The 20,131-nt window shown below is 65.2% G+C and carries 18 protein-coding genes and 1 riboswitch; of the genes, 4 read left to right on the forward strand and 14 right to left on the reverse strand.

Translation table 11 applies throughout. The features are described 5' to 3' along the window. Positions 1 to 11 precede the first annotated feature (11 nt). From ACIGGF_RS11705 to rimP, 3 genes are all read right to left on the reverse strand, one after another. On the reverse strand, positions 12 to 344 hold the full coding sequence (locus ACIGGF_RS11705; RefSeq protein WP_397521480.1) for a YlxR family protein: 333 nt from the start codon (positions 342 to 344) through the stop codon (positions 12 to 14). A gap of 96 nt (positions 345 to 440) precedes the next feature. After that, on the reverse strand, positions 441 to 1,448 hold the full coding sequence (nusA, locus tag ACIGGF_RS11710) for a transcription termination factor NusA (RefSeq protein WP_397521481.1): 1,008 nt from the start codon (positions 1,446 to 1,448) through the stop codon (positions 441 to 443). Beyond that, positions 1,445 to 2,020 (reverse strand): ribosome maturation factor RimP, encoded by a 576-nt coding sequence (rimP, locus tag ACIGGF_RS11715; RefSeq protein WP_397521482.1) that lies wholly within the window; start codon positions 2,018 to 2,020, stop codon positions 1,445 to 1,447. The genes nusA and rimP overlap by 4 nt, the downstream gene beginning before the upstream one ends. Positions 2,021 to 2,187: 167 nt before the next feature. Here rimP and ACIGGF_RS11720 point away from each other — a divergent pair, with 167 nt between their 5' ends. Beyond that, complete coding sequence (locus tag ACIGGF_RS11720) at positions 2,188 to 2,691, forward strand: hypothetical protein (RefSeq protein WP_397521483.1); 504 nt, start codon at positions 2,188 to 2,190, stop codon at positions 2,689 to 2,691. Next, positions 2,688 to 3,128: a ferritin-like domain-containing protein gene (locus tag ACIGGF_RS11725; protein WP_397521484.1), complete on the forward strand. Its 441-nt coding sequence runs from the start codon at positions 2,688 to 2,690 to the stop codon at positions 3,126 to 3,128. Before ACIGGF_RS11720 ends, ACIGGF_RS11725 begins: the two co-directional genes overlap by 4 nt. A gap of 10 nt (positions 3,129 to 3,138) precedes the next feature. Here the strand turns inward: ACIGGF_RS11725 and ACIGGF_RS11730 are convergent, their stop codons facing one another. Next, the gene (locus tag ACIGGF_RS11730) at positions 3,139 to 4,863 is read right to left on the reverse strand and encodes an acyl-CoA dehydrogenase family protein (protein WP_397521485.1); all 1,725 of its coding nucleotides are present in this window, start codon (positions 4,861 to 4,863) and stop codon (positions 3,139 to 3,141) included. A 76-nt stretch (positions 4,864 to 4,939) separates the two neighbouring features. Continuing rightward, positions 4,940 to 6,691, reverse strand: coding sequence for a proline--tRNA ligase (locus ACIGGF_RS11735; protein ID WP_397521486.1), 1,752 nt, complete (start codon positions 6,689 to 6,691; stop codon positions 4,940 to 4,942). 69 nt (positions 6,692 to 6,760) lie between these two features. On the opposite strand from ACIGGF_RS11735, the gene yaaA reads away from it, so the two are divergent. Both yaaA and ACIGGF_RS11745 read left to right on the forward strand, forming a co-directional pair. Beyond that, the gene (gene yaaA, locus ACIGGF_RS11740; RefSeq protein ID WP_397521487.1) at positions 6,761 to 7,504 is read left to right on the forward strand and encodes a peroxide stress protein YaaA; all 744 of its coding nucleotides are present in this window, start codon (positions 6,761 to 6,763) and stop codon (positions 7,502 to 7,504) included. Next, a complete protein-coding gene (locus ACIGGF_RS11745) occupies positions 7,501 to 8,712 on the forward strand; it encodes a DUF2786 domain-containing protein (RefSeq protein WP_397521488.1) in 1,212 nt (403 codons plus the stop codon). Before yaaA ends, ACIGGF_RS11745 begins: the two co-directional genes overlap by 4 nt. Positions 8,713 to 8,831: 119 nt before the next feature. On the opposite strand, the gene ACIGGF_RS11750 is transcribed toward ACIGGF_RS11745, so the two are convergent. From ACIGGF_RS11750 to ACIGGF_RS11790, 9 genes are all read right to left on the reverse strand, one after another. Continuing rightward, a complete protein-coding gene (locus ACIGGF_RS11750) occupies positions 8,832 to 10,319 on the reverse strand; it encodes an MFS transporter (protein WP_397521489.1) in 1,488 nt (495 codons plus the stop codon). A gap of 7 nt (positions 10,320 to 10,326) precedes the next feature. Continuing rightward, positions 10,327 to 11,562, reverse strand: a complete 1,236-nt coding sequence (gene cobA / locus ACIGGF_RS11755) for a uroporphyrinogen-III C-methyltransferase (RefSeq protein WP_397521490.1) — start codon at positions 11,560 to 11,562, stop codon at positions 10,327 to 10,329. A gap of 11 nt (positions 11,563 to 11,573) precedes the next feature. Further along, complete coding sequence (locus ACIGGF_RS11760) at positions 11,574 to 13,256, reverse strand: ATP-binding cassette domain-containing protein (RefSeq protein ID WP_397521491.1); 1,683 nt, start codon at positions 13,254 to 13,256, stop codon at positions 11,574 to 11,576. 53 nt (positions 13,257 to 13,309) lie between these two features. Beyond that, positions 13,310 to 14,977 (reverse strand): alkaline phosphatase D family protein, encoded by a 1,668-nt coding sequence (locus tag ACIGGF_RS11765; RefSeq protein ID WP_397521492.1) that lies wholly within the window; start codon positions 14,975 to 14,977, stop codon positions 13,310 to 13,312. Continuing rightward, complete coding sequence (locus ACIGGF_RS11770; RefSeq protein WP_397521493.1) at positions 14,964 to 15,392, reverse strand: cobalamin biosynthesis protein; 429 nt, start codon at positions 15,390 to 15,392, stop codon at positions 14,964 to 14,966. Before ACIGGF_RS11770 ends, ACIGGF_RS11765 begins: the two co-directional genes overlap by 14 nt. An 11-nt stretch (positions 15,393 to 15,403) precedes the next feature. After that, the gene (locus tag ACIGGF_RS11775) at positions 15,404 to 16,798 is read right to left on the reverse strand and encodes a cobyrinate a,c-diamide synthase (RefSeq protein WP_397521494.1); all 1,395 of its coding nucleotides are present in this window, start codon (positions 16,796 to 16,798) and stop codon (positions 15,404 to 15,406) included. Next, positions 16,792 to 17,412, reverse strand: a complete 621-nt coding sequence (cobO, locus tag ACIGGF_RS11780) for a cob(I)yrinic acid a,c-diamide adenosyltransferase (protein ID WP_397521495.1) — start codon at positions 17,410 to 17,412, stop codon at positions 16,792 to 16,794. The genes ACIGGF_RS11775 and cobO overlap by 7 nt, the downstream gene beginning before the upstream one ends. A gap of 10 nt (positions 17,413 to 17,422) precedes the next feature. Continuing rightward, positions 17,423 to 19,372 carry a magnesium chelatase subunit D family protein gene (locus ACIGGF_RS11785; protein WP_397521496.1) on the reverse strand — a complete coding sequence of 650 codons (1,950 nt, stop codon included), beginning with the start codon at positions 19,370 to 19,372 and terminating at the stop codon, positions 17,423 to 17,425. A 40-nt stretch (positions 19,373 to 19,412) separates the two neighbouring features. Then, a riboswitch (cobalamin riboswitch) is annotated at positions 19,413 to 19,563 on the reverse strand. An 85-nt stretch (positions 19,564 to 19,648) separates the two neighbouring features. After that, a complete protein-coding gene (locus ACIGGF_RS11790) occupies positions 19,649 to 20,125 on the reverse strand; it encodes a GNAT family N-acetyltransferase (RefSeq protein ID WP_032377066.1) in 477 nt (158 codons plus the stop codon). Positions 20,126 to 20,131 lie beyond the last annotated feature (6 nt).

Below are 20,131 nucleotides of genomic sequence, written 5' to 3' on the forward strand. Positions count from 1 at the left end.
CGGTGTGCTCATCAGTGCTGTTGCCTGTTCTTGTCGACGGGTGTTGCTCTTGTCGTGACCTCGGCCTGCAGCAGTTCGTGCTCGTCGAGCACTGCTGACACTGCGGACGATCCCACATTTCCCGATATCCGAAACGCACGACCGAATACTCGGCGTCGCTCCGCATTGTGCAGGCACTCTCGGCTGTAGTGCAACCACGCACCACGGCCGGGCATCGAGTGCCGGACATCGGGGACGAGAGCGAATTCGTGCGAACCAGCTTCTCGAACCACGATCCTCAACAGATCGGCGGCCGGCGCTCGCTCTCTGCACCCGACGCACGTGCGAATAGGCCGGGCTTTCACAACCGGATTCTCGCGTTCGTGCGTTTGGAAAGAGAGTTCGTTACCGAACCATCGACCACTCTACCGCTGTATTGCCTCGAACTCCGCATTCCGGCCCTATGCGCTGGTCGTCTCGGGTGCCGCCGCATCGCTGCGGATATCGATGCGCCAACCGGTCAATCGTGCGGCGAGTCGGGCGTTCTGCCCTTCCTTGCCTATCGCCAGAGAAAGCTGATACTCGGGAACCACCACGCGGGCGGCGCGAGCAACAGCATCGACGACGGTCACAGACACAACCTTCGACGGCGAGAGCGCATTCCCGACGAACGTGGCCGGGTCCTCGTCGAAATCGATGATGTCGATCTTTTCGCCTGCCAGTTCACTCATCACGTTGCGCACTCGCTGTCCCATCGGTCCGATGCAGGCACCTTTGGCGTTGAGGCCCGACACCGTGGAGGCGACAGCGATCTTCGACCGGTGACCGGACTCGCGGGCCACCGCGACGATGTCGACGGAACCGTCGGCGATTTCGGGCACCTCGAGGGCGAACAATTTGCGCACCAGATTGGGGTGAGTGCGGGAGAGGGTGATCTGCGGCCCCCGGTTGCCCCGAGCAACGCCGACGACGTAGCACTTGATTCGTTCGCCGTGCTCGTAGGTTTCCCCCGGAACCTGCTCGGCGGGCGGAAGCAGGCCGTCGGCTCCGTTCGCTTCGCTGCCGATGCGCACGATGACGGTGCCCTTCGCGTTGGCACGCGTGTCGCGCTGGATCACTCCGTTGACGATCTCACCCTCGTGGGTCGAGTACTCACCGAAGGAGCGCTCGTGTTCGGCGTCGCGCAAGCGCTGCAGAATGACCTGTCGCGCGGTGGTGGCCGCGATGCGCCCGAAGCCCTCCGGGGTGTCGTCCCACTCGGAGATCACGTTGCCGTCGGCGTCGATCTCCTTGGCCATCACTCGAACCGAGCCGGTCTTGCGATCGACGTCGATCCACGCGTTGGACTGATGCCCCTCGGTGTGCCGGTAGGCGGTCAACAACGCGGTCTGGATCGTCGAGATCACCATCTCGATCGGAATTCCCTTGTCCGCCTCGATGGCGCGCAGTGCGGCAATGTCGATATTCACTTGTTCGACCCTTCTTCCGGTGCTTCCACGTCCACGATTTCGTCAGCGTTCGCAGGTGAGGGCCTGCTGCCGACCACGCCACCCGCCAGGTCCATCTCTTCGGCGGTGGGCTTCGAGAATTCCACCTGTACAACAGCTTTCACGACGTCTGCCAGAACGATCGACCTTGTGGACAGCACGCCCTTGTCCTTGATCACCACGGTGACCGAGTCTGCGTCGAGCTCGCCGACGCGACCGTCGAGCTTGCTCTCGGCCAGTTCGATGCGCACTTTGCGTCCGCGTGCCCGACGCCAGTGCCGGGCCTCGGTCAGCGGCCGGTCGATTCCGGGAGTGGTGACTTCCAGCGTGTACGGCGCCTCACCGAAATCCGGAACCGCGTCGAAGGCGTCCGAGATCTCGCGGCTCAGCTCCGGGAGCGCGTCCAGGTCGATGCCCTCGTCGCGATCGACCATGATGCGCACTGCGCTGTGCTTGCCTGCGGCGACGACGTTCACGTCCTCGAGGTCGTAACCACGTTCCCGCACGAGGTCGGCGAGCAGTTCGACAACCCTTTCCTTGGACGGAACAGGCATGTCGCGAACTCCTCGTGTGTAGTTGTGGGCTGTCCGGCGAGCGGCAGCCGGACTGCGTTTGCCGAACCAACAGACTACCGCCCCGCGGACAGTGCTCGTGACCACCTTCGGCGTCGCGACACGCGGGCACGGCACGTGCGGGCACCGCGGTCTGGCACGATGTCGGGGTGCCCACGCCGACCGCTCCCTTCGCGCTCAGTCGCCGCGGGTTGTTTCGACTCGCCGGTGCCGCTGCCCTGTCGGCCGCCACCGTCTCCACTGTTGCGGCCTGCTCCGACGAAGAAATTTCGGGCCCCGAGCTCGATTCTCTGACCGCACAGTTGCGTGCTGCTCGGAGCGACGCCGCAGAAGCCACCGCGGCGTCGACCGTAATTCCCGACTATGCCGCTGCGCTCGCTATCGTTGCGGCTCAGCGCACGGAGCACGCCGTTGCACTCGACACGGAAATCGCCCGCGCCACCGGCGCCTCGACCGACACGTCGTCCACCGCGACCACCACCACATCTGCTCCCACGACCCCGCCCCCGGACATCGCGGCGGTGCGGGAGATGTTGACTTCCTCTGCCGGCAGCGCAGCAACTGTGGCTCGCAACGAAAGCGGTTACCGAGCAGGACTTCTCGGTTCCATCAGCGCCTCGTGCACGGTCGCGGCACGGGTGGTTCTGGCATGAGCGATCCGGGTCCGGAACAGCAAGGCCTGATCGACGCCCTCGAAGCCGAATATGCGGCCGTGTTCGCCTACGGCGTCGTCGCGGCGTTCTCCAACCCCGCGCGCGCTGACCTGGTTGCGTCGAACACTGCTGCCCACCGCGCGCGCAGGGACGCGACCATCGACGCGCTGCAGGCAGCCAGTGTCTCTGTTCCACTTCCCGATCCGGCCTATGCAGCACCGTTTCCGGTGACCGATGCGATTTCGGCTGCTCGATTGGCCGCCCAGGCCGAGATCGACACGTCCGTGGCATGGCGTTCGCTGATCGAGCGCAGCCAGTCCGGCGGCACGCGCGAGATGGGAGTACAAGCGCTGACCGACGCAGCGGTGCGGCTCGCGACGTGGCAGCAGATCTTGGGCGTCACGCCCTCGTCCACAGCGTTCCCCGGTCAGCCTTGACCGATCTCGACTAGGGCCGCATCTCGTACCGGCCGTCGTACGAGACGACCTCGTTCCAGACCGTCTCGAAACGGCCCGCGTCGACCACCGGCTTGCGAACGGCAGCGAGAGCCCATTCTTGCTGCGCCGCAGACGATGACGGTTTCCCGTACAGCGCGATGGCGTAGCCGGAGAAATCTCTGATCTGAAAATCGAAGATCTGGTCCATCAGTTCGGGCGAGATCTCGTCGGCCTGTTCGAGAAGGAGGTGACCGTAGACGACGAGAGAGAACAGATGACCCACCACGAGTAGGAAGTCGAGGTCCTTCTGCTGTTCCGCATCGGGCGCACAGGTGGCGAGGAAATCCGAGAACGCCCGCGCCTGCTCGTAGAAGCGCCCGACGTTGGGAATGCCGGAATGCTTCCGATACACCGGATTCCAGTCATGGAACCGAACCGAGCTCGCACCGCGAGCGGGACCCTGAGCGAAGAAGAATCCGTCGTCCGTCGGCTCGATGCTGGTTCCGACGTCGGGGTAGTCGGTGGGTGAGAACATGTACGCCGGCATGAACTTGAGCATCAATGCGACGTTGACGTGCACGGTGCCCTCGAGCTTGGGAAGTGTTCCGATCAGCTGGGCGGCCTCACGAAAATAGCTGTTCTTCTCGTACCCCTTGGCTGCGATGACATCGTGCAACAACCGAACGACGGTTTCGCCTTCCGAGGTGACCTTGGCCTTGGTCATCGGGTTGAACAGCAGGTACCGCCGGTCCTCGGGTCCGGCAGCACGGAAGTAGTCCAACGCTCGGGCGCTGAAGAGCTTCATGGCGATCAGGCGCGAATAGCCGTCGACGAACGCGCTGCGTACGTGCGGGAAAACGGTCACGGGATTGCCGTAGAGGATCCTGTTGTTCGCGTGCGTGATCGCCTCGTAGAACGCGTGCTCACAGATTCCGATCGAACCGGTGCAGAGATTGAACTTGCCGACGTTGACCGTGTTCAATGCCGCAGAGAAGGCGTCGGTGCCGGTGTGCAGAATGTCCTGGGCTCGAACCGGATAGTTCTCCAACGAGAAGTTGCTGACGTACATCTGGCCGTGTACGACGCTCTCGCGCAACCGATACGCGGGATGCGCGCTGTCGGCAACGAAGAAGACGTACGAATCCGGACCTTCGACGTCGGTGCGCCGACCGAACACCGACACCATGCCCGCGACGTTGCCGTTTCCGATGTAGTACTTCTCCCCCGACGCGGTGAACTCCAGGTCGCTGTCGTCGACGGCGGGTGTCAGCAACATATCGGTGGAGTAGACGTCGGCACCGTGTGCCTGCTCGGACAAGCCGAACGCCATCACGCCACCACGGTCCAACTCCGACGCCGCACGCCGCTTGGCGTCGTCGTTGGCACTCATCCAGATCGGGCCGAGGCCGAGTACCGTGACCTGCCAGGTGTACCAGTAGGCCAAGCCGTAGAAACCCAGAATCTCGCTCAGCGCGGCGTTGCGGGCTGCGTCCCAACGCGTGTTCGACGCGCCGTCGGCATACGCCGCGGGAGTGGAGAACGTCGCGAACAACTTCTGCTCGGCGACGAACTCCAGGAACTCGGCGGGCCAGACGCTGTCGAGATCGTCCGCCAACAGTCGGTCTTTACCGCGACTCTCGAACCACTCGATCAACGCACGCAACTGTCGGCGAGAGCCTTCGTCGAGCTCTGCCGGGTCGAAAGTAGTTGGATCGAACAGCGCATACTGAGCCACGGTGTGACCTCTCCTAGTCGTGTGACCCGAAGCTACCAGCGGGTACACAACCGCGCAGAGAGATCGCGAGACTCGCTCACGGAGTGCGGCGTACGGCCTTCACGATCTCCTCGACCGCCGAATCGATGTCCAGTTCGCGACTCTCACCGGAGAATCGATCGCGGATCTCGACCTTGCCGTCGGCCCAGCCGCGGCCGAGGACGACCACCAGGGGAACACCGATCAGTTCCGAGTCCTTGAACTTGACCCCCGGCGAGGCCTTGCGATCATCGAACAGGACCTCGATGCCCTGTGTATCGAGTTGTGTCGCAATGGATTCCGCGCCGGCTCGTGCGGCGTCGTCCTTGTTCGCGATCACCAGATGGACATCGGCGGGAGCGACCTCCGACGGCCACCGCAGGCCCTTGTCGTCGTGCATCTGCTCGGCGATCACGGCCACCAGACGAGAGACGCCGACACCGTAGGAACCCTGAGTGAGGCGAACCGGCTTACCGGTCTCGCCGAGAACATCGACCGAGAACGCGTCCGTGTACTTGTACCCGAGCTGGAAGATGTGTCCGATTTCGATTCCGCGTGCACTGACGAGGGGTCCGCGGCCGTCGGGCGACATGTCACCGTCGCGCACCTCGGCCGCCTCGATCGTCCCGTCGGGAACGAAGTCTCGACCGGCGACGAGGTTCACCACATGCTTACCCTGGACATCGGCGCCGGTGATCCAGGACGTGCCGTCGACCACGCGCGGGTCGACGAGGTAGCGAACTCCGTTGGCCTGCAACCCGCGCGGTCCGATGTACCCCTTGACGAGGAACGGGTTGGCCACGAAATCGGCGTCGGTCAGCAGCGCGAACTCGGCGGGCTCAAGGGATGCTTCGAGCCGTTTCTCGTCCACCTCACGGTCACCGGGCAACCCGATCGCGAGCAGCTCCCACTCCCCCTCGGCATTACGAACCTTGAGCAGAATGTTCTTCAGAGTGTCGGCCCCGGTCACGGTGCGACCCAGATCAGCACCATTGGCCCACTCGACGAGCGTAGCGATGGTCGGTGTGTTGCCCGTCTCGTGATCGACGGCAGCCGGCTGTCCCTCGATGGCGATGGGGTCGGGTGCCGGGGTCGTGACGGCCTCGACGTTGGCCGCGTATCCCGATTCGATGCACCGAACGTAGGTGTCCTCACCGATGTCGCTCTCGGCCAAAAATTCCTGGGAGGCGCTGCCGCCCATGGCACCCGACGTCGCAGCAACGATGACGTACGAGACACCGAGCCTGGCGAAGATGCGCTGGTAGGCCTCCCGGTGGGCGTCGTAGGACTTCTTCAGTCCGTCCTCGTCCATATCGAAGGAGTACGAGTCCTTCATAACGAATTCGCGCCCGCGCAGGATCCCCGCGCGGGGACGCTCCTCGTCGCGGTACTTGGTCTGAATCTGATAGAGCGTGACCGGAAGATCCTTGTACGAGTTGTACTCGGCCTTGACCATCAGTGCGAACAGTTCTTCGTGGGTGGGCCCCAACAGCATGTCGTTGCCCTTGCGGTCCTTCAGGCGGAACAGCGCATCGCCGTATTCGGTCCACCGATTGGTGGTCTCGTACGGCTCGCGCGGCAGCAACGCGGGCAGCGAGATCTCCTGCGCACCGATCGCGTTCATCTCCTCACGCACGACTCGCTCGACCTGCCGGAGCACCCGCAGCCCCAGAGGGAGCCAGGAGTACACACCCGGCGCGATACGACGGACGTACCCGGCGCGGACCAACAGCTTGTGGCTGTCGACCTCGGCGTCGGCCGGGTCGTCGCGAAGGGTACGGAGGAACAGCTGCGAGAGACGGGTGATCACGGGTTGTCAGACTAGTCGCTCACGCAGTGCCTGTGAGCAGGCGGCCGGGCAGTGAGTAGCCTCGAGCCCGTGCTGATTCTGCTGCCTCCCTCCGAGACGAAGTCCGACGGCGGTTCCGGAGCACCCCTCGATCTGGACCGACTGTCGTTGCCTTCGCTGACGCCACTTCGCCGAAAGCTCGCCGACGCACTGGTGGAACTCTCACACGACGTCGACGCGTCTGTCGCGGCGCTCGGTCTCGGCCCCACCCAGGTCGACGAGATAGAACGCAACGCCCGATTGTGGACCTCACCGACCACACCTGCACTGACGCGGTACACCGGTGTGCTCTACGACGCCCTCGACGCGGCATCGTTCACCCGGGCCGGTAAAGCACGAGCGGATGCGCGCCTGTGGATCGGGTCGGCACTGTTCGGGGCCGTCCGCGCCTCCGATCCGATCCCGTCGTATCGGCTCTCCGGCGGGTCCACGATTCCGAACTTCGGCACCCTGCGATCGCATTGGAAGCCGGAGTTGTCCGAGGCGATACTGGCCGAGGACGAGGGAATCGTGGTCGACCTCCGATCCGGCACATATCAGCAACTCGGTCCCGTCCCCGGGGCTATCACCGCGACAGTGCTCACCGAGAAGCCCGACGGCAGTCGATCCGTGGTGAGCCACTTCAACAAACACCACAAGGGGTTGCTAGCGCGCGCCCTCACCCTGACCACCGCCGAACCGAAAGACGTCAAAGCCGTTGCGCGCGTGGCGTCCAAGGCGGGCCTGCGTGTGGAAGTGGCGTCGAGCACCGAAGTGGTCGTACTCACCGAATGAACGACGTACCCGCACTGCTCCGCAGAGGGGCCGACGCCTCGTTCGGCAAGACCAAGAGCCAACGCGTCGCCGATGATGTCGCCGATCGCCTCGTATCGATGGATGCCACCGAACTCGGGACCCGGGCACTGACCAACATGATCGAGACCATGTACGAAAATGGCTGGCAGCCCATGGATCTGATACATGTGGTGCGGCGTCAGCACACTGTGGCCGTGGCCAATCTCGCTGCCGCTGTGCTGCTGCACCAGGCCGATCTCTCCGATGCCGACTCACGGGCCCCGCAGGACTGGGTGGATCAGATGTCCACGATCTGTGAGCAGTTCCCCAAGGTTGCGGCTCGGGTCGAGGCCACGCCCGATTTCCTGACCGCATACCTGGTCTCCTCGGGAAAGTCCGATTACATCGCAGCCAGTGATCAGTGGCTGAACGTGCTCAGCCTGCTCGGTCTGTGGCAGACGCTGCCCCGCTGGCCTCAGCTGGGCCCCAAACCGTCCCAGTGGCCACGGATTCGTCCCACGGTGACGGGTGTCGCGGGCTCCGATTCACCGAACACCAAGATGCTGACCAAGATTCGTGGTCTGCTGGCCAAGGCCGACGCCACCGACTTCGAGGAGGAAGCCGAAACGCTGACGGCCAAGGCGCAGGAGCTGATGACGCGCTACTCCATCGACACCATGCTGCTGGCGCAGGGTCACGTCGATTTGCATGGTCGACGCGTGCACGTGGACGGCCCGCATGCCCCGGCCAAGGCGCAGCTACTGCACGTCGTCGGAACGGCCAACCGGGTCAAGGCAATCTGGGACTCCGAGTTCGCGGTTGCCACCTTGGTCGGAGCCCCGGTCGATGTGGAGCAGACCGAATTGCTGTTCACCTCACTGCTGGTGCAGGCCACCCGCGCCCTCGGCCATTCCCCGGAGGCCAAGAAGCGCAAGAAGGCCGGCTCGGCGGCATTCGGCAAGGCGTTCCTCTACGCGTACGCGATCCGAATCGGAGACCGGCTGAGCGACGCCGACGCGCACGCGCTGGAGGAAGTTCGCCACGAATCCGGTGACCTCCTACCGATACTGGCAGCGCAGACCGTCGCCGTCGAGGCCGAATTCGACCGGCTGTTCCCCACCGCGAAACCGATGCGCGGTCCTCGTCTGGACGCCGAGGGGTGGGATTCGGGCCAGGCCGCGGCGAATCGGGCCGATCTGAGCCGCTGACATCTGCCCACAGAATATTCGGTTGCCTACCTGTGCAGGTGCGCGGCCGAACATTCTGTCGGCATACTCAACGACGGCGCTCGGCCCTGGCGCACGCGCGGTGAGCAAAAGCTGAGGGATCAGCCCTTCTGAGCGTCTTCCTGCGCAGCCTGAGCCTGAGCGACCTGCTGCGGGGTGAAGCGGATGAACACCGCAGCGATACCCGCGACCACGGCGCAGACGGCGCAGCAGAACAGCGCGAACATGTAGCCCGAGCTCAGTGCATCGAGCTGGCCCTCGTTCATCAGCGTCGCCGGTCCGGAGATTCCGCCCAACGAGAGGGTTCGCGAGGTGACCAAGGCGCCGATGACGGCGAGGGCCAACGGCCCACCGAGCGTCTGGGCAACCAGCGAAATCGCGGTCAACGGTCCGATCTCGGTGGGGCTCACTCCGGCAATGGCGCACAGCGGTAGGGGCACGACCGTCAGGCCGACACCGAAGCCGATGCCGATGACGGGAAAGAACAGCCCGGGAAAGTAGGACGAATCGGCGTCCATCGTCGCAACCGACACCATGAGCCAGCCGACCATGATGACGGCACCGCTCAGGATCAACCACCGCGGAGCAATGCGAGTCACCAGCTGCGACGCCAGGAAGGCAGCGGCACCGAGGCCGAAGGCGAACGGTACGAACGCCAGGCCCGCGTACAGCGGGCTGTACCCCAAAATGTCCTGGACGAACAGGGCCACGTAGGCGGCGAGACAGAACATCACTCCACCGGCGAAGAAGATGGCCACGAACGTCGCGACCCGATCCCGGTTGCGGAACAGCGAGAACGGCAGCAGCGGATTGTCGGCACGCCGCTCGACGAGCAGGAACAGTCCGAGAAAGAGCAGCCCGGCAATCAGCGACACGATGACGATCGGGCTGGTCCAGCCCAACTCGGTACCTTCGCTCAGCGCCAACACCACACCGGTGCAGCCCAGGGTGGCCAGAATCGCGCCGGGAACGTCGAGCGGCAATTTCTCCCCGACCGTCTCCTGCAGCGACACGACCGCGAGCACCGCGATGACCACACCGATCGGCACGTTGATCAGGAAGATCCAGCGCCAGGACACCTCGGTCAGTGCGCCGCCGATGATCAGACCCGCGATGGAACCGACACCTGTCATGGCCGCGTAGATCGCAATGGCCTGATTGCGCACCGGGCCGGGCGCAAAGGTGGTTGCCACCAATGCGAACGCCGTGGGCGACGCCACCGCAGCTCCCACGCCTTGCAGGGCCCTCGCCGCCACGAGCGTGGCTTCGTCGACCGCGAGACCGCACAGCAGCGAGGCGATCGTGAACAGCACGACGCCGGCCAGAAACATCTTCTTTCGCCCGAACGCATCGCCGAGCCTGCCACCGAGCAGCATCAGTCCACCGAACGCCAAGGCGTACGAGGTCAGCACCCAGTTGCGCCCCGCGTCGGACAAGCCGAGGTCCGCCTGCAGAGGTGCCAGGGCCAGGTTGGCCACCGTGCCGTCGAGGACCACCATCAACTGCAGGCCGCTCAGGACGATGATCGCCATCCCGAACGCCCGGGTCGTCACCGGGTACTTGATCTCGGTGGCGGGGGGTTGGGACATCGATGACTCAGGCACGAGCGTTCACGTTACCGGCGTTTACAGAGAAACCGGCAACGGTTCCGATAACCACGATGGCAGGAGGCCTGATGCCTGCTTCGCTCACGGCCTCGGCGACGGTGCTCAGATCCGCCCGAACTTCACGTTGAGTGCGCATGGTGCCCTCCTGTACGACGATGACCGGGGTGTCGGACGGCCGGCCGCCTGCCATGAGTACGTCGGCGAACTTGCCGATCCGCTCGACGGCCATCAGCAACACGATCGTGCCCTTGAGTTTGGCCAGCGCGTCCCAGTCGACCAACGAATCGGGGTGGTCGGGAGCCACGTGACCGCTGACGACGACGAACTCGTGGGTGACGGCGCGATGCGTCACCGGGATTCCGGCTGACGACGGGACCGAGATCGCACTGGTGATGCCGGGCACGACGGTGACCGGGATTCCCTCGGCGGCCAACGCTTCGAGCTCCTCGTATCCCCGACCGAACACATAAGGGTCGCCGCCCTTGAGCCGAACCACGAACTTGCCCGCTTTCGCGCCGTCGATGAGAGCTCGATTGATCGCCTCCTGCGCCATCGCCCGGCCGTACGGAATTTTCGAGGCGTCGATGACCTCCACGTGCGGTCCCAGCTCGGCGAGGAGCTCGGGTGGAGCGAGCCGGTCGGCCACCACGACGTCGGCGTAGGCAAGCAGTCTGCGGCCGCGCACGGTGATGAGATCCGGGTCGCCCGGGCCGCCGCCGACCAGTGCGACGCCGGTCATCGGAGCGTGGGCCGAATCGGCGACGACTCCGGACTGCAAAGCCTCGATCACGGCGTTGCGCACGGCGGCCGATCTCCGATGCTCACCACCGGCGAGCACACCGAGGGTCAACCCGTCCCATTCGGCCGACGCCGGAGTGACCGCCGTTCCGTCCTTGGCGATGTCGGCGCGGACGCAGAAGATCTTGGACGCGGTGGCCTCGGCGACGATGGCGACGTTGGTCTCGGCCTCGTCCGTGCAGGCAATGGCATACCAGGCGTCGGCGAGATCACCGGAGCGGTAGTCGCGCAATTCGAGGGTCACCTGCCCGGCGGTCGCCATCGCCTCCACTGCGGGCGTGGCCTCGCGAGTGATGACGTGCACCACGGCACCGGACGAGATGAGCAGCGGCAACCTCCGTTGCGCGACGGTGCCGCCCCCGACCACGACGACACGTCGTCCGTCCAGATTCAGGCCGACCAAATAGGGAGAATCAGTCGCGTTCACGGGAAGAAACGCTACCGCGCGCGCTGAACTCGCTTTTCGTCCCATACGGGCTCGTCGGATTCGTACGCCTGCCCGGTGCTGCCGAACACCAGGAATCTGTCGAAACTGCGGGCGAACCAGCGGTCGTGCGTCACCGCGATGACGGTCCCCTCGAATGCGGCGATCGCGTCTTCGAGAGCGTCGGCCGACATGAGATCGAGGTTGTCGGTCGGTTCGTCCAGCAGCAACAGCGTTGCGCCGGACAGTTCCAGCAGAAGGATCTGCACGCGGGCCTGCTGCCCGCCCGAGAGATTGTCGTACGACTGCTCGGCCGCTCGGGCCAGACCGTAGCGGTCCAGTGCCCTACCAGCGGCCTCTCTACCCATACCGTCGCGGTGTTCGTTGCCCATGTGCAAGATGTCGAGGAGTGTGTTGCCCGCCAGATCCGGACGAGTGTGGGTCTGCGCGAACAGCCCGGGCCGGACGCGTGCGCCGAGCACCGCGGTGCCGGTGTGCGGAACCGGATCGAGTGCGAGTTCCTGGACCGGCTCGTGCTCCTTCTCGGGATCCGTGCCACCGTTGGCAAGCAATCGCAGGAAGTGCGATTTGCCGGAACCGTTGGAGCCCAGCACGGCGACGCGGTCTCCGTACCAGATCTCGGTGTCGAACGGCTTCATCAGGCCGGTCAGTTCCAGAGCCGAACAGACCAACGCGCGCTTGGCCGTTCGTCCGCCTCGCAGCCGAACGGTGACGTGCTGCTTCAACGGCACTGCCTCGGGAGGCCCGGCCTCCTCGAACTTGGCCAATCGCGTTTGTGACGCGTGGTAGCGAGCGGCGACGCCGTCGTTGAACTTCGCCTTCTCGCGCAGACGCAACACCAGAGCCCGTAGTTTGACCAGTTCCTCGTCCCACCGCCGCCGCAGCTCGTCGAGCCGAGCATTCCGGTCCTCCCGGGCGGCGTGGTAGGTCGCGAATCCCCCGCCGTGCACCCAGGACGTCGCGCCGCTCACCCCCGGTTCGAGGGTCACGATTCGGTTCGCGGCGTTCGCGATCAGTTCGCGATCGTGGCTGATGAACAGCACCGACTTGTCCGAGTCGCGAATGGTCGCCTCGAGCCACCGCTTACCCGGCACGTCGAGGTAGTTGTCCGGCTCGTCGAGAAGCAACAGGTTGTCCGGCCCCGCGAACAGCGCTTCGAGCACCAGACGCTTCTGTTCGCCGCCACTGAGCGTCGATGCGGCGCGCCACTTGGCCCGGTCGAACGACATACCGAGCGCAGCGGTGGTGACCTTGTCCCAGAACGGTTCGAGGTCGTAACCGCCCACGTCACCCCAATCCGACAGGGCTTGCGCGTACTTCATCTGGGTCTTCTCGTCGTCGACCTCGATCATCGTGTTCTCGGCATCGTCGAGTGCCGTGGCCGCCGCACGCACGGCCGGCGACGCCACGGAGAGCAGCAGATCGCGCACGGTCGAGTCGTCCCGCAGCTGACCGACGAACTGCCGCATCACTCCGAGCGAGCCGGAACTCGACACCGAGCCCTCGTCGGGGGTCTCGTCACCCGCGATGATCCTCGTCAGCGTGGTCTTGCCGGTTCCGTTGGGGCCGATCAGCGCCGTCTTGGCACCGTCGCCCACTCGAAATCCGACCCCGTTCAGCAGCTGCCGCCCGTCTGGCAGAAAGTAGACGATGTCGTTGAGTTCGAGGTGGGCCACAGCGAACCAGCCAACCTCATCGGCCGAGCGATGGCCAATCGTTTTCTCGTTCTCTACGCCAGAGCCAGACTCGACGTCTCGGTCAGCACCTGCTCACCCGCATCGTCGACGTGCGCGTGGCGCACCTGCAACCGCGCCGAATCGCCGTGCAGCGTCAGCAACATGACGCCGTTGTCGAACCACGGCCCCGCCTCGGCTTCCCATTCGACTCCGGACGGTCCTACCTGAGCAGCACGCGCGAGCGTGGACAGAATTCGGGCCGCGGGTCGCTTGATGGCCAGCTTGTTGACCGCACGGATCGGGAGATCGAGCGGATTACGGAAAGGCGACATCGTCAGCTGATACGTTGCCGGCACATCGCGTCCGCCCACACCGAAATCCGCGTTCGCCACGTAGGAGCAATGCACGTCGCCCGACAACCACATGATGGAGGCGGGCTTGTTTTCCCCGCGCGAGAGCTCACGCGTCAACGCAGCCATGTCGTTGAAGGAGTTGGTGAACGCGGCCCAGTGCTCGAGGTCGAGCCCGATCCGCATCTTCTCGGCCACCTTGGCCGACATCGAGCCCCAACTTCCCTGCGCCACAGCCTCGTTCCACTGCTCGAGGTAGTGCAGAGCAGGCAGCATCAGATAGGGCAACGACGACCCGAACAGCAGGTGTCGCGGAGTGGCTTCGAGCGCACGCTCACGTACCCACTTCCACTCCTTCGCGTCCACCATTTCTCTGTTGTTCGGATCCAGGTTTCGCGAACATCGCGAGTCGATCATGATCAGCCGCGTGTCGCCGAAGTCGCGGTAGAAGCTCCAGCGTCCGGTCTCGGGCCTGCGATCCACTCGTATCGCGAAGTCCGCCAGAAGTTTTTCCCGATCTGCGTCGGTCTCAGCAGATCGAACCGACGCGTACATCTCGTCCCCCGCCAATTCCTTCGGCGACAGATTGCCCAGGTGTTGGTACACCCAGTACGACGAGTAAGCGCCGATCACCCTGTCGTTCCACCACGGCCGAGTCTCGATATCCCGACGCCAGGACGCGGAGGAATTCCAGTCGTCGCGCAGGTCGTGATCGTCGAGGATCATGCACGACGGGATGCTCGCCATCAGAGTCCGAACCGGCTCGAGCCCCCACGATTCCTGGTACAGCCAGGAGTACTCCTCGAAGTCGCAGATTTCGTTCTCCGCATCGGTACCGACCGCGCTCGTCGGTCCCTGCCCAGCTTGCCGTCGCGCCTGCAATCGCTCGACGATCTCGGGCGAGGGGTCGTCGGCATAGACCTGGTCACCGAGAAGTAGCAATGCCTGTGGCCAGCGGCTCGGATCCTCCTCGATAAGAGCGTTCCCGAGTCCGGCAAGCGCGTCGGCTCCGATCTGTTTCAGAGACTCTTCGCTGTAATTGTCGCCTCGCCTACAGGATCCGAACGCCAACGTGACGGGTCCGAGGGCGTCTACCGTATGGATCGCTGCCCGCCGGCCTTCCCGCGGCCACACCTTCTGCTCGTCGACGAACACCTCGTAGTGCACCGCAGAATTGGCGGGCAAGCCTTCGAGTGGAACCAGCGCGTAGTGATGGCCGTGTACGCCCCAGGTTCGTTCGGCACCGCGGACGCCGACATCGGTCACCACCGTTACAGTCGTCGATTCGGCGGTCTCGAACCAGAGGGTCGCGGTTTCGGTGCCCACGTATCGGACGATCGGGCCGAGGAGGACAGGGCTATCGGAGGTCATTCGATTCACAGTGCCCTCGTCCGTCGGCTTTCGCCAGTCCGTGACGCAGATTCGTGGGCACGTCGGCCACTTCCGCGACCGCGACGACCGTCGGCCCGCATACCGATCTCGGGATCAGCAACCGCTGTGCCGAACCGGCCAGGAGTGCTGCGGCTTCGGCCACACTGACGCTTCCGACGGCGTCGAGAACCCGTTGCGACGCGTACGGAGTCCACACCGACGACAACTCCTCGGCCGAGTAGATCACTCCTCGGATCCCGAGGTTCGAGGACGCTGCTGCCACCAGATCCGATCTGCGGTCGATCGAGGCGATCGCCTCGACACGCCAGTGCGGCTGCAGCACCAGCGAGATGGCCCGCAGGACTTCCTCAGCACCGACACCGCCTCGGGCACCTATTCCCACCACCACTCGCACGGTCGAATTCCCTATACGTGCGCGTAATCGACTGCCGCGGAGACGAATCGGCTGACCGCATCCGGATTCCCCGCTGCGTGCGTGTGTAGGTACGACGCGTGAACGCCGCCTCGAACGAAACCCTCGCGCGCCGCGGTTCTGCCGTCGGCCAGCTGTCGATGCCACCCCCAGGCCGACGGGGCGCTATCACGCGTCGCGACGAGCTTCGTGCGGTGGAATTCATGCCCGGTGACCCGTGTTCCGACATCGAACAGCGCCGAGGATTCGAGAGCGACGGCGTCGCGATACCCCAGGGTGAGCGTGTTTCCGAACTCCGCATCGACATCGACGACGCCTGCCATCGCGTGGCCGTCCAATCGTGTTGCCAGGTAGAGCAATCCAGCACACTCCGCATGAATGGGTAATCCCCGCGCCGCGGCTGTCCTGATGTCGGTCAGCAATTGCCCGTTCGCTGCCAGTGCAGCGGCGTGCTCCTCCGGAAATCCGCCCGGCAGCACCACTGCTGCTGTGCCCGTGGGCAATCCGTCGCGGAGGGGGTCGAACACCGCGACGTCGGCCCCGGCGGCTCGGAGAAGTTCTACGTGCTCGGTGTAGCCGAACGTGAACGCGGGCCCACCCGCCACCGCGACGACCGGGGATCCGTCGGACCTGCGCACCTCGTCTTCCGGTGACCACTGCGGCGCTGTCACCGACGATCGAGCCAAGGCGCTCACTGCCTCGATGTCGACGAACTGCGAGACCAGTGCGCTCATAGCGTCGACTGCGTCGGTGGCGGCACCGCCGTGTTCGACGGCGGTGATCAGACCCAGATGTCGTGACGGCACCACCAGTTCGCTCATTCGCGGCAGCGCGCCGAGCACCGGCACACCCACCCGCTCGCACGCCTGACGCAGCACATCCTCGTGACGCTGACTGCCGACCCGGTTGAGAATCACACCGCCGATGCGGACGCTGGAGTCGAACGTCGAGAACCCGTGCAGCACAGCGGCGAGCGACTGACTGTGCCCGCGGGCGTCGACCACCAGGATCACCGGGGCACCGAGCATCGCCGCCACCCGTGCGGTCGATCCCTCGGCGGACGCCTCGCCGGGGCCGGTCATGTCGATCTTGCCGTCGAACAGTCCCATGACGCCTTCGACGACCGCGATGTCGCAGCCTCGACTGCCGTGCCGGAACAGTGGCCCGATTCGGTCGGCACCCACCATCACGCCATCGAGATTGCGCCCCGGCAGTCCTGCTGCCAGGCCGTGATAGCCGGGGTCGATGTAATCCGGACCCACCTTGAACGGTGCGACCTTTCGGCCGGCCGCACGTAGTGCGCCCATCAACCCGGTGGCCACCGTCGTCTTTCCGCTGCCCGACGCGGGGGCGGCAATGACCACCGCGGGACACGACGAATTCACCATTCGATGCCTCGCTGTCCTTTGCGCCCGGCATCCATCGGATGCTTGAGCTTGGCCATTTCGGTGACCAGATCCGCGGCCTCGATCAACTCGGCCGGCGCATCCCGCCCGGTGATGACGACGTGTTGGTTGCCCGGTCGGTGAATCAGAACGTCGACCACCTCCGCGACGTCGACCCAACCCCACTTGAGTGGGTAGGTGAACTCGTCCAACACGTAGAAGCGGTGCGACTCCTGCTCGATCCGCCGCGCGATCTCCCGCCAACCCTCCGCCGCTGCCTCGGCGTGGTCGACGTCGCTCCCCTTCTTACGAGTCCACGACCAGCCCTCGCCCATCTTGTGCCACTCGACGGCTCCGCCGACGCCGGTGCTCTCGTGCAGTTCGCCGAGAGTCCGGAACGCCGCTTCCTCGCCGACTTTCCACTTGGCACTCTTGACGAACTGGAACACCCCGACATCGAACCCTTGGTTCCACGCCCGCAACGCCATCCCGAACGCGGCGGTCGATTTGCCCTTGCCCGGGCCGGTATGGACGGCGAGGACGGGCAGATTGCGGCGCTGACGCGTCGTGAGGCCGTCCTGCGGAACGGTGCCGGCGGCGGGTACACCCTGAGGCATCGCGTGCCCCCTACGCCGCTGCGCGAACGACGGCGGTGACTTGCTCTGCCGACAGGTCCGCAAGCGCCACGTAGCCGCCCCCGAGACACGCAGCGAAATCGGCGGCCAGTCCGAGACGGACCATGCCCGATTCGCAGTCGACGACGACCGAGGCGATCTTGTCCGACGCGATGCGGGCCGCGGCGATGCGGGCGCGGCCGACAGGGTCGGCGCCTCCGGTGGCTCGGCCATCGGTAAGCGCCACCACCAGTGCGCGGCGCAGCGGGTCTCGAACCCGTTCTCGCAGAACGAGTTCCCGGGCCTTCAGGAATCCCTGCGCCAGCGGAGACCGACCACCGGTCTTCATGTTGCGCAACCGGGTCACCGCTACGTCCACCGAGGACGTGGGCGGCAGTACCGTCTCGGCTTCCGTGCCGCGAACGGTGATGACGGCAACCTTGTCACGGCGTTGATACGCATCACGCAGCAGCGACAGCACCGCTCCGGTCACCGCGGAGAGTCGATCTCGCGCCGCCATCGATCCCGAGGCGTCGACGACGAAGACGATCAGGTTGCCCTCACGGCCTTCCTTGATCGCCCCACGCAGATCAGCGGGCTCGAGCTTCAACCGGCCCGAGGTGCGGCCGCGGAGGACCTGATGCTCGGCGGCAGCAAACAGAGTTCCGACCAGATGCAGCCCTCGGCCTCGCTCGACGGTGGGCCGTACCGACCGTCCGTGCGACGAGCGCGACCGCGAGCGTCGCCCCGGCGCACCCTCGCCCACTCCCGGGACCTCGAGCAGCCGGGCCTTGAACTGCGCACCCGGGGTTCCTGCTTGCTTGCTCGTGCCCGCGCCGGAGGGCTGCGGCTGGGAGTTGTCCGAGGTGTCGGCCGACGACGAAGAGGACTCCGAGGACTCGTTCCCGTCGGCACCGTCCGGCACGGGCGCTCCGCCGTCACCGTCGCCGTCCCCGTCGGGGGTCGGATCCGGATCGGGATCCGGTTGCTGCTCGGCCTGTTCCGCAGCGTCGCGCATGGCGTCGTCCAACTGCTTGTCGTCGATGCCCGGCTCGTCGAACGGATCGCGGCGACGCCGATGCGGTAGCGCGAGTTCGGCGGCGATTCGCACGTCCTCCTCGGTCACCTCGCTCGCGCCCCGCCACGCGGCGTGGGCCGACGCCGTGCGCGCCAACACCAGATCGGCGCGCATCCCGTCGACGTCGAAGGATGCGCAGAGGGCGGCGATGCGCCGAAGTTCCTTGTCGCTCAACACCACATCGTCGAGGATCTTGCGGGCCGCCAAAATTTGCTCGGCCACGGCGATGTCGTCGTCGCGGAATTGTGCGGCGAACGCGTGCGGATCACGCTCGTAGTTCATCCGGCGGCGGACGACGTTCATGCGAACGTCGACATCACGCGATGCCGTCACGTCGACGGCGAGACCGAACCGGTCGAGCAGCTGCGGTCGCAGCTCGCCCTCCTCCGGGTTCATCGTGCCGACGAGTACGAATTGTGCTGGGTGCGAATGTGATACGCCGTCGCGCTCGACGTGGACGCGGCCCATCGCCGCCGCGTCGAGCAGTACGTCCACCAAATGATCATGCAGCAGATTCACTTCGTCGACATACAGAACTCCGCGGTGCGCGGCCGCGAGCAGACCGGGCTGGAAGGCGCGTTCACCGTCACGCAGGACCTTCTCGAGGTCGATGGAGCCGACCACACGATCCTCGGTGGCCCCCACCGGAAGCTCCACGAGCTTCGCCGGGTGCGAGCCTTCTTCGTCTTCGACTGCCGGAAGCAGTGTCGCGAGCGCTCGCACCACCGTCGATTTCGCAGTGCCCTTCTCGCCGCGCACCAGCACACCGCCGATACCGGGATGTACGGCACACAGAATCAGCGACAGCCGCAGCTGGTCCTGGCCCACGATCGCACTGAACGGATATCCCGGTTCGGGAACACTCCCACTTTGCTGCACAGCCAATTCCCTTCGTGCCCGGAGTTCCGCGCCGGACGTTCGGTCGAGATACGCGAAGCCGGGCGGCGATCTGGCTGACAGGGGAATCTCCCGATAGAAGAAACTCCTGAACACAGTGGCGGGACCGCGCCTGATTGACACAGGACTTCTCCGCAACCGACTTCGAACCGAACACTACCGCCGAACGAACGAATGCCACACACGGTAGGTCCGTGTGTGGCATTCGTTCCAGGACTGGAGCCTGCGGAACGACCTCGCTGGTAGTCGAGTACTGCGAGAGGGTCAGGCCTCGCTCCACGCGGTGCCGCCACCCCGACGCATCGGGGTGTGCGGAATGCCGTCTTCGAGAACTTCCTCACCGTCGGGCAGGAAGCCGTGCTTGGCATACATGTCGACGAGGTAGCTCTGAGCGTTGATGCGGCACGGCGCAGAACCGACCTCGGCCAGCGCGGCCCGCAGAATGCGCGTGGTGTGGCCCTGTCCTCGGGCAGAGCGCTGGGTACAGAGGCGGCCGATACGGAACGCCTTCTCGCCGTCGTCGTGCTCCTCGAGCAGGCGAAGAGTACAGACCACTTCCCCGTCCCGTTCGAGCCAGAAGTGCCGTGTTTCGGTCAGCAGGTCACGCCCGTCCAACTCCGGATATGCGCACGCCTGCTCAACCACGAACACCTCGACACGCAGCTTCAACAGGTCGTACAACGTGTTGTTGGACAGGTCGAGTGCCCAGGATCGTTTGAGGGCTGCTGCTTGCGTATTCATACCTTT

It is taken from the genome of Rhodococcus sp. NPDC078407 (assembly GCF_044542515.1).
GTDB lineage: Bacteria > Actinomycetota > Actinomycetes > Mycobacteriales > Mycobacteriaceae > Rhodococcoides.

Bases quoted from the DNA above. Each gene is read 5' to 3' on its own strand.
- ACIGGF_RS11750 (WP_397521489.1), bottom strand. From the start codon at position 10,319: ATGTCCCAACCCCCCGCCACCGAGATCAAGTACCCGGTGACGACCCGG.
- rimP (WP_397521482.1), bottom strand. From the start codon at position 2,020: ATGCCTGTTCCGTCCAAGGAAAGGGTTGTCGAACTGCTCGCCGACCTC.
- ACIGGF_RS11765 (WP_397521492.1), bottom strand. From the start codon at position 14,977: ATGACCTCCGATAGCCCTGTCCTCCTCGGCCCGATCGTCCGATACGTG.
- ACIGGF_RS11725 (WP_397521484.1), top strand. From the start codon at position 2,688: ATGAGCGATCCGGGTCCGGAACAGCAAGGCCTGATCGACGCCCTCGAA.
- ACIGGF_RS11775 (WP_397521494.1), bottom strand. From the start codon at position 16,798: ATGGTGAATTCGTCGTGTCCCGCGGTGGTCATTGCCGCCCCCGCGTCG.
- ACIGGF_RS11745 (WP_397521488.1), top strand. From the start codon at position 7,501: ATGAACGACGTACCCGCACTGCTCCGCAGAGGGGCCGACGCCTCGTTC.
- ACIGGF_RS11790 (WP_032377066.1), bottom strand. From the start codon at position 20,125: ATGAATACGCAAGCAGCAGCCCTCAAACGATCCTGGGCACTCGACCTG.
- cobO (WP_397521495.1), bottom strand. From the start codon at position 17,412: ATGCCTCAGGGTGTACCCGCCGCCGGCACCGTTCCGCAGGACGGCCTC.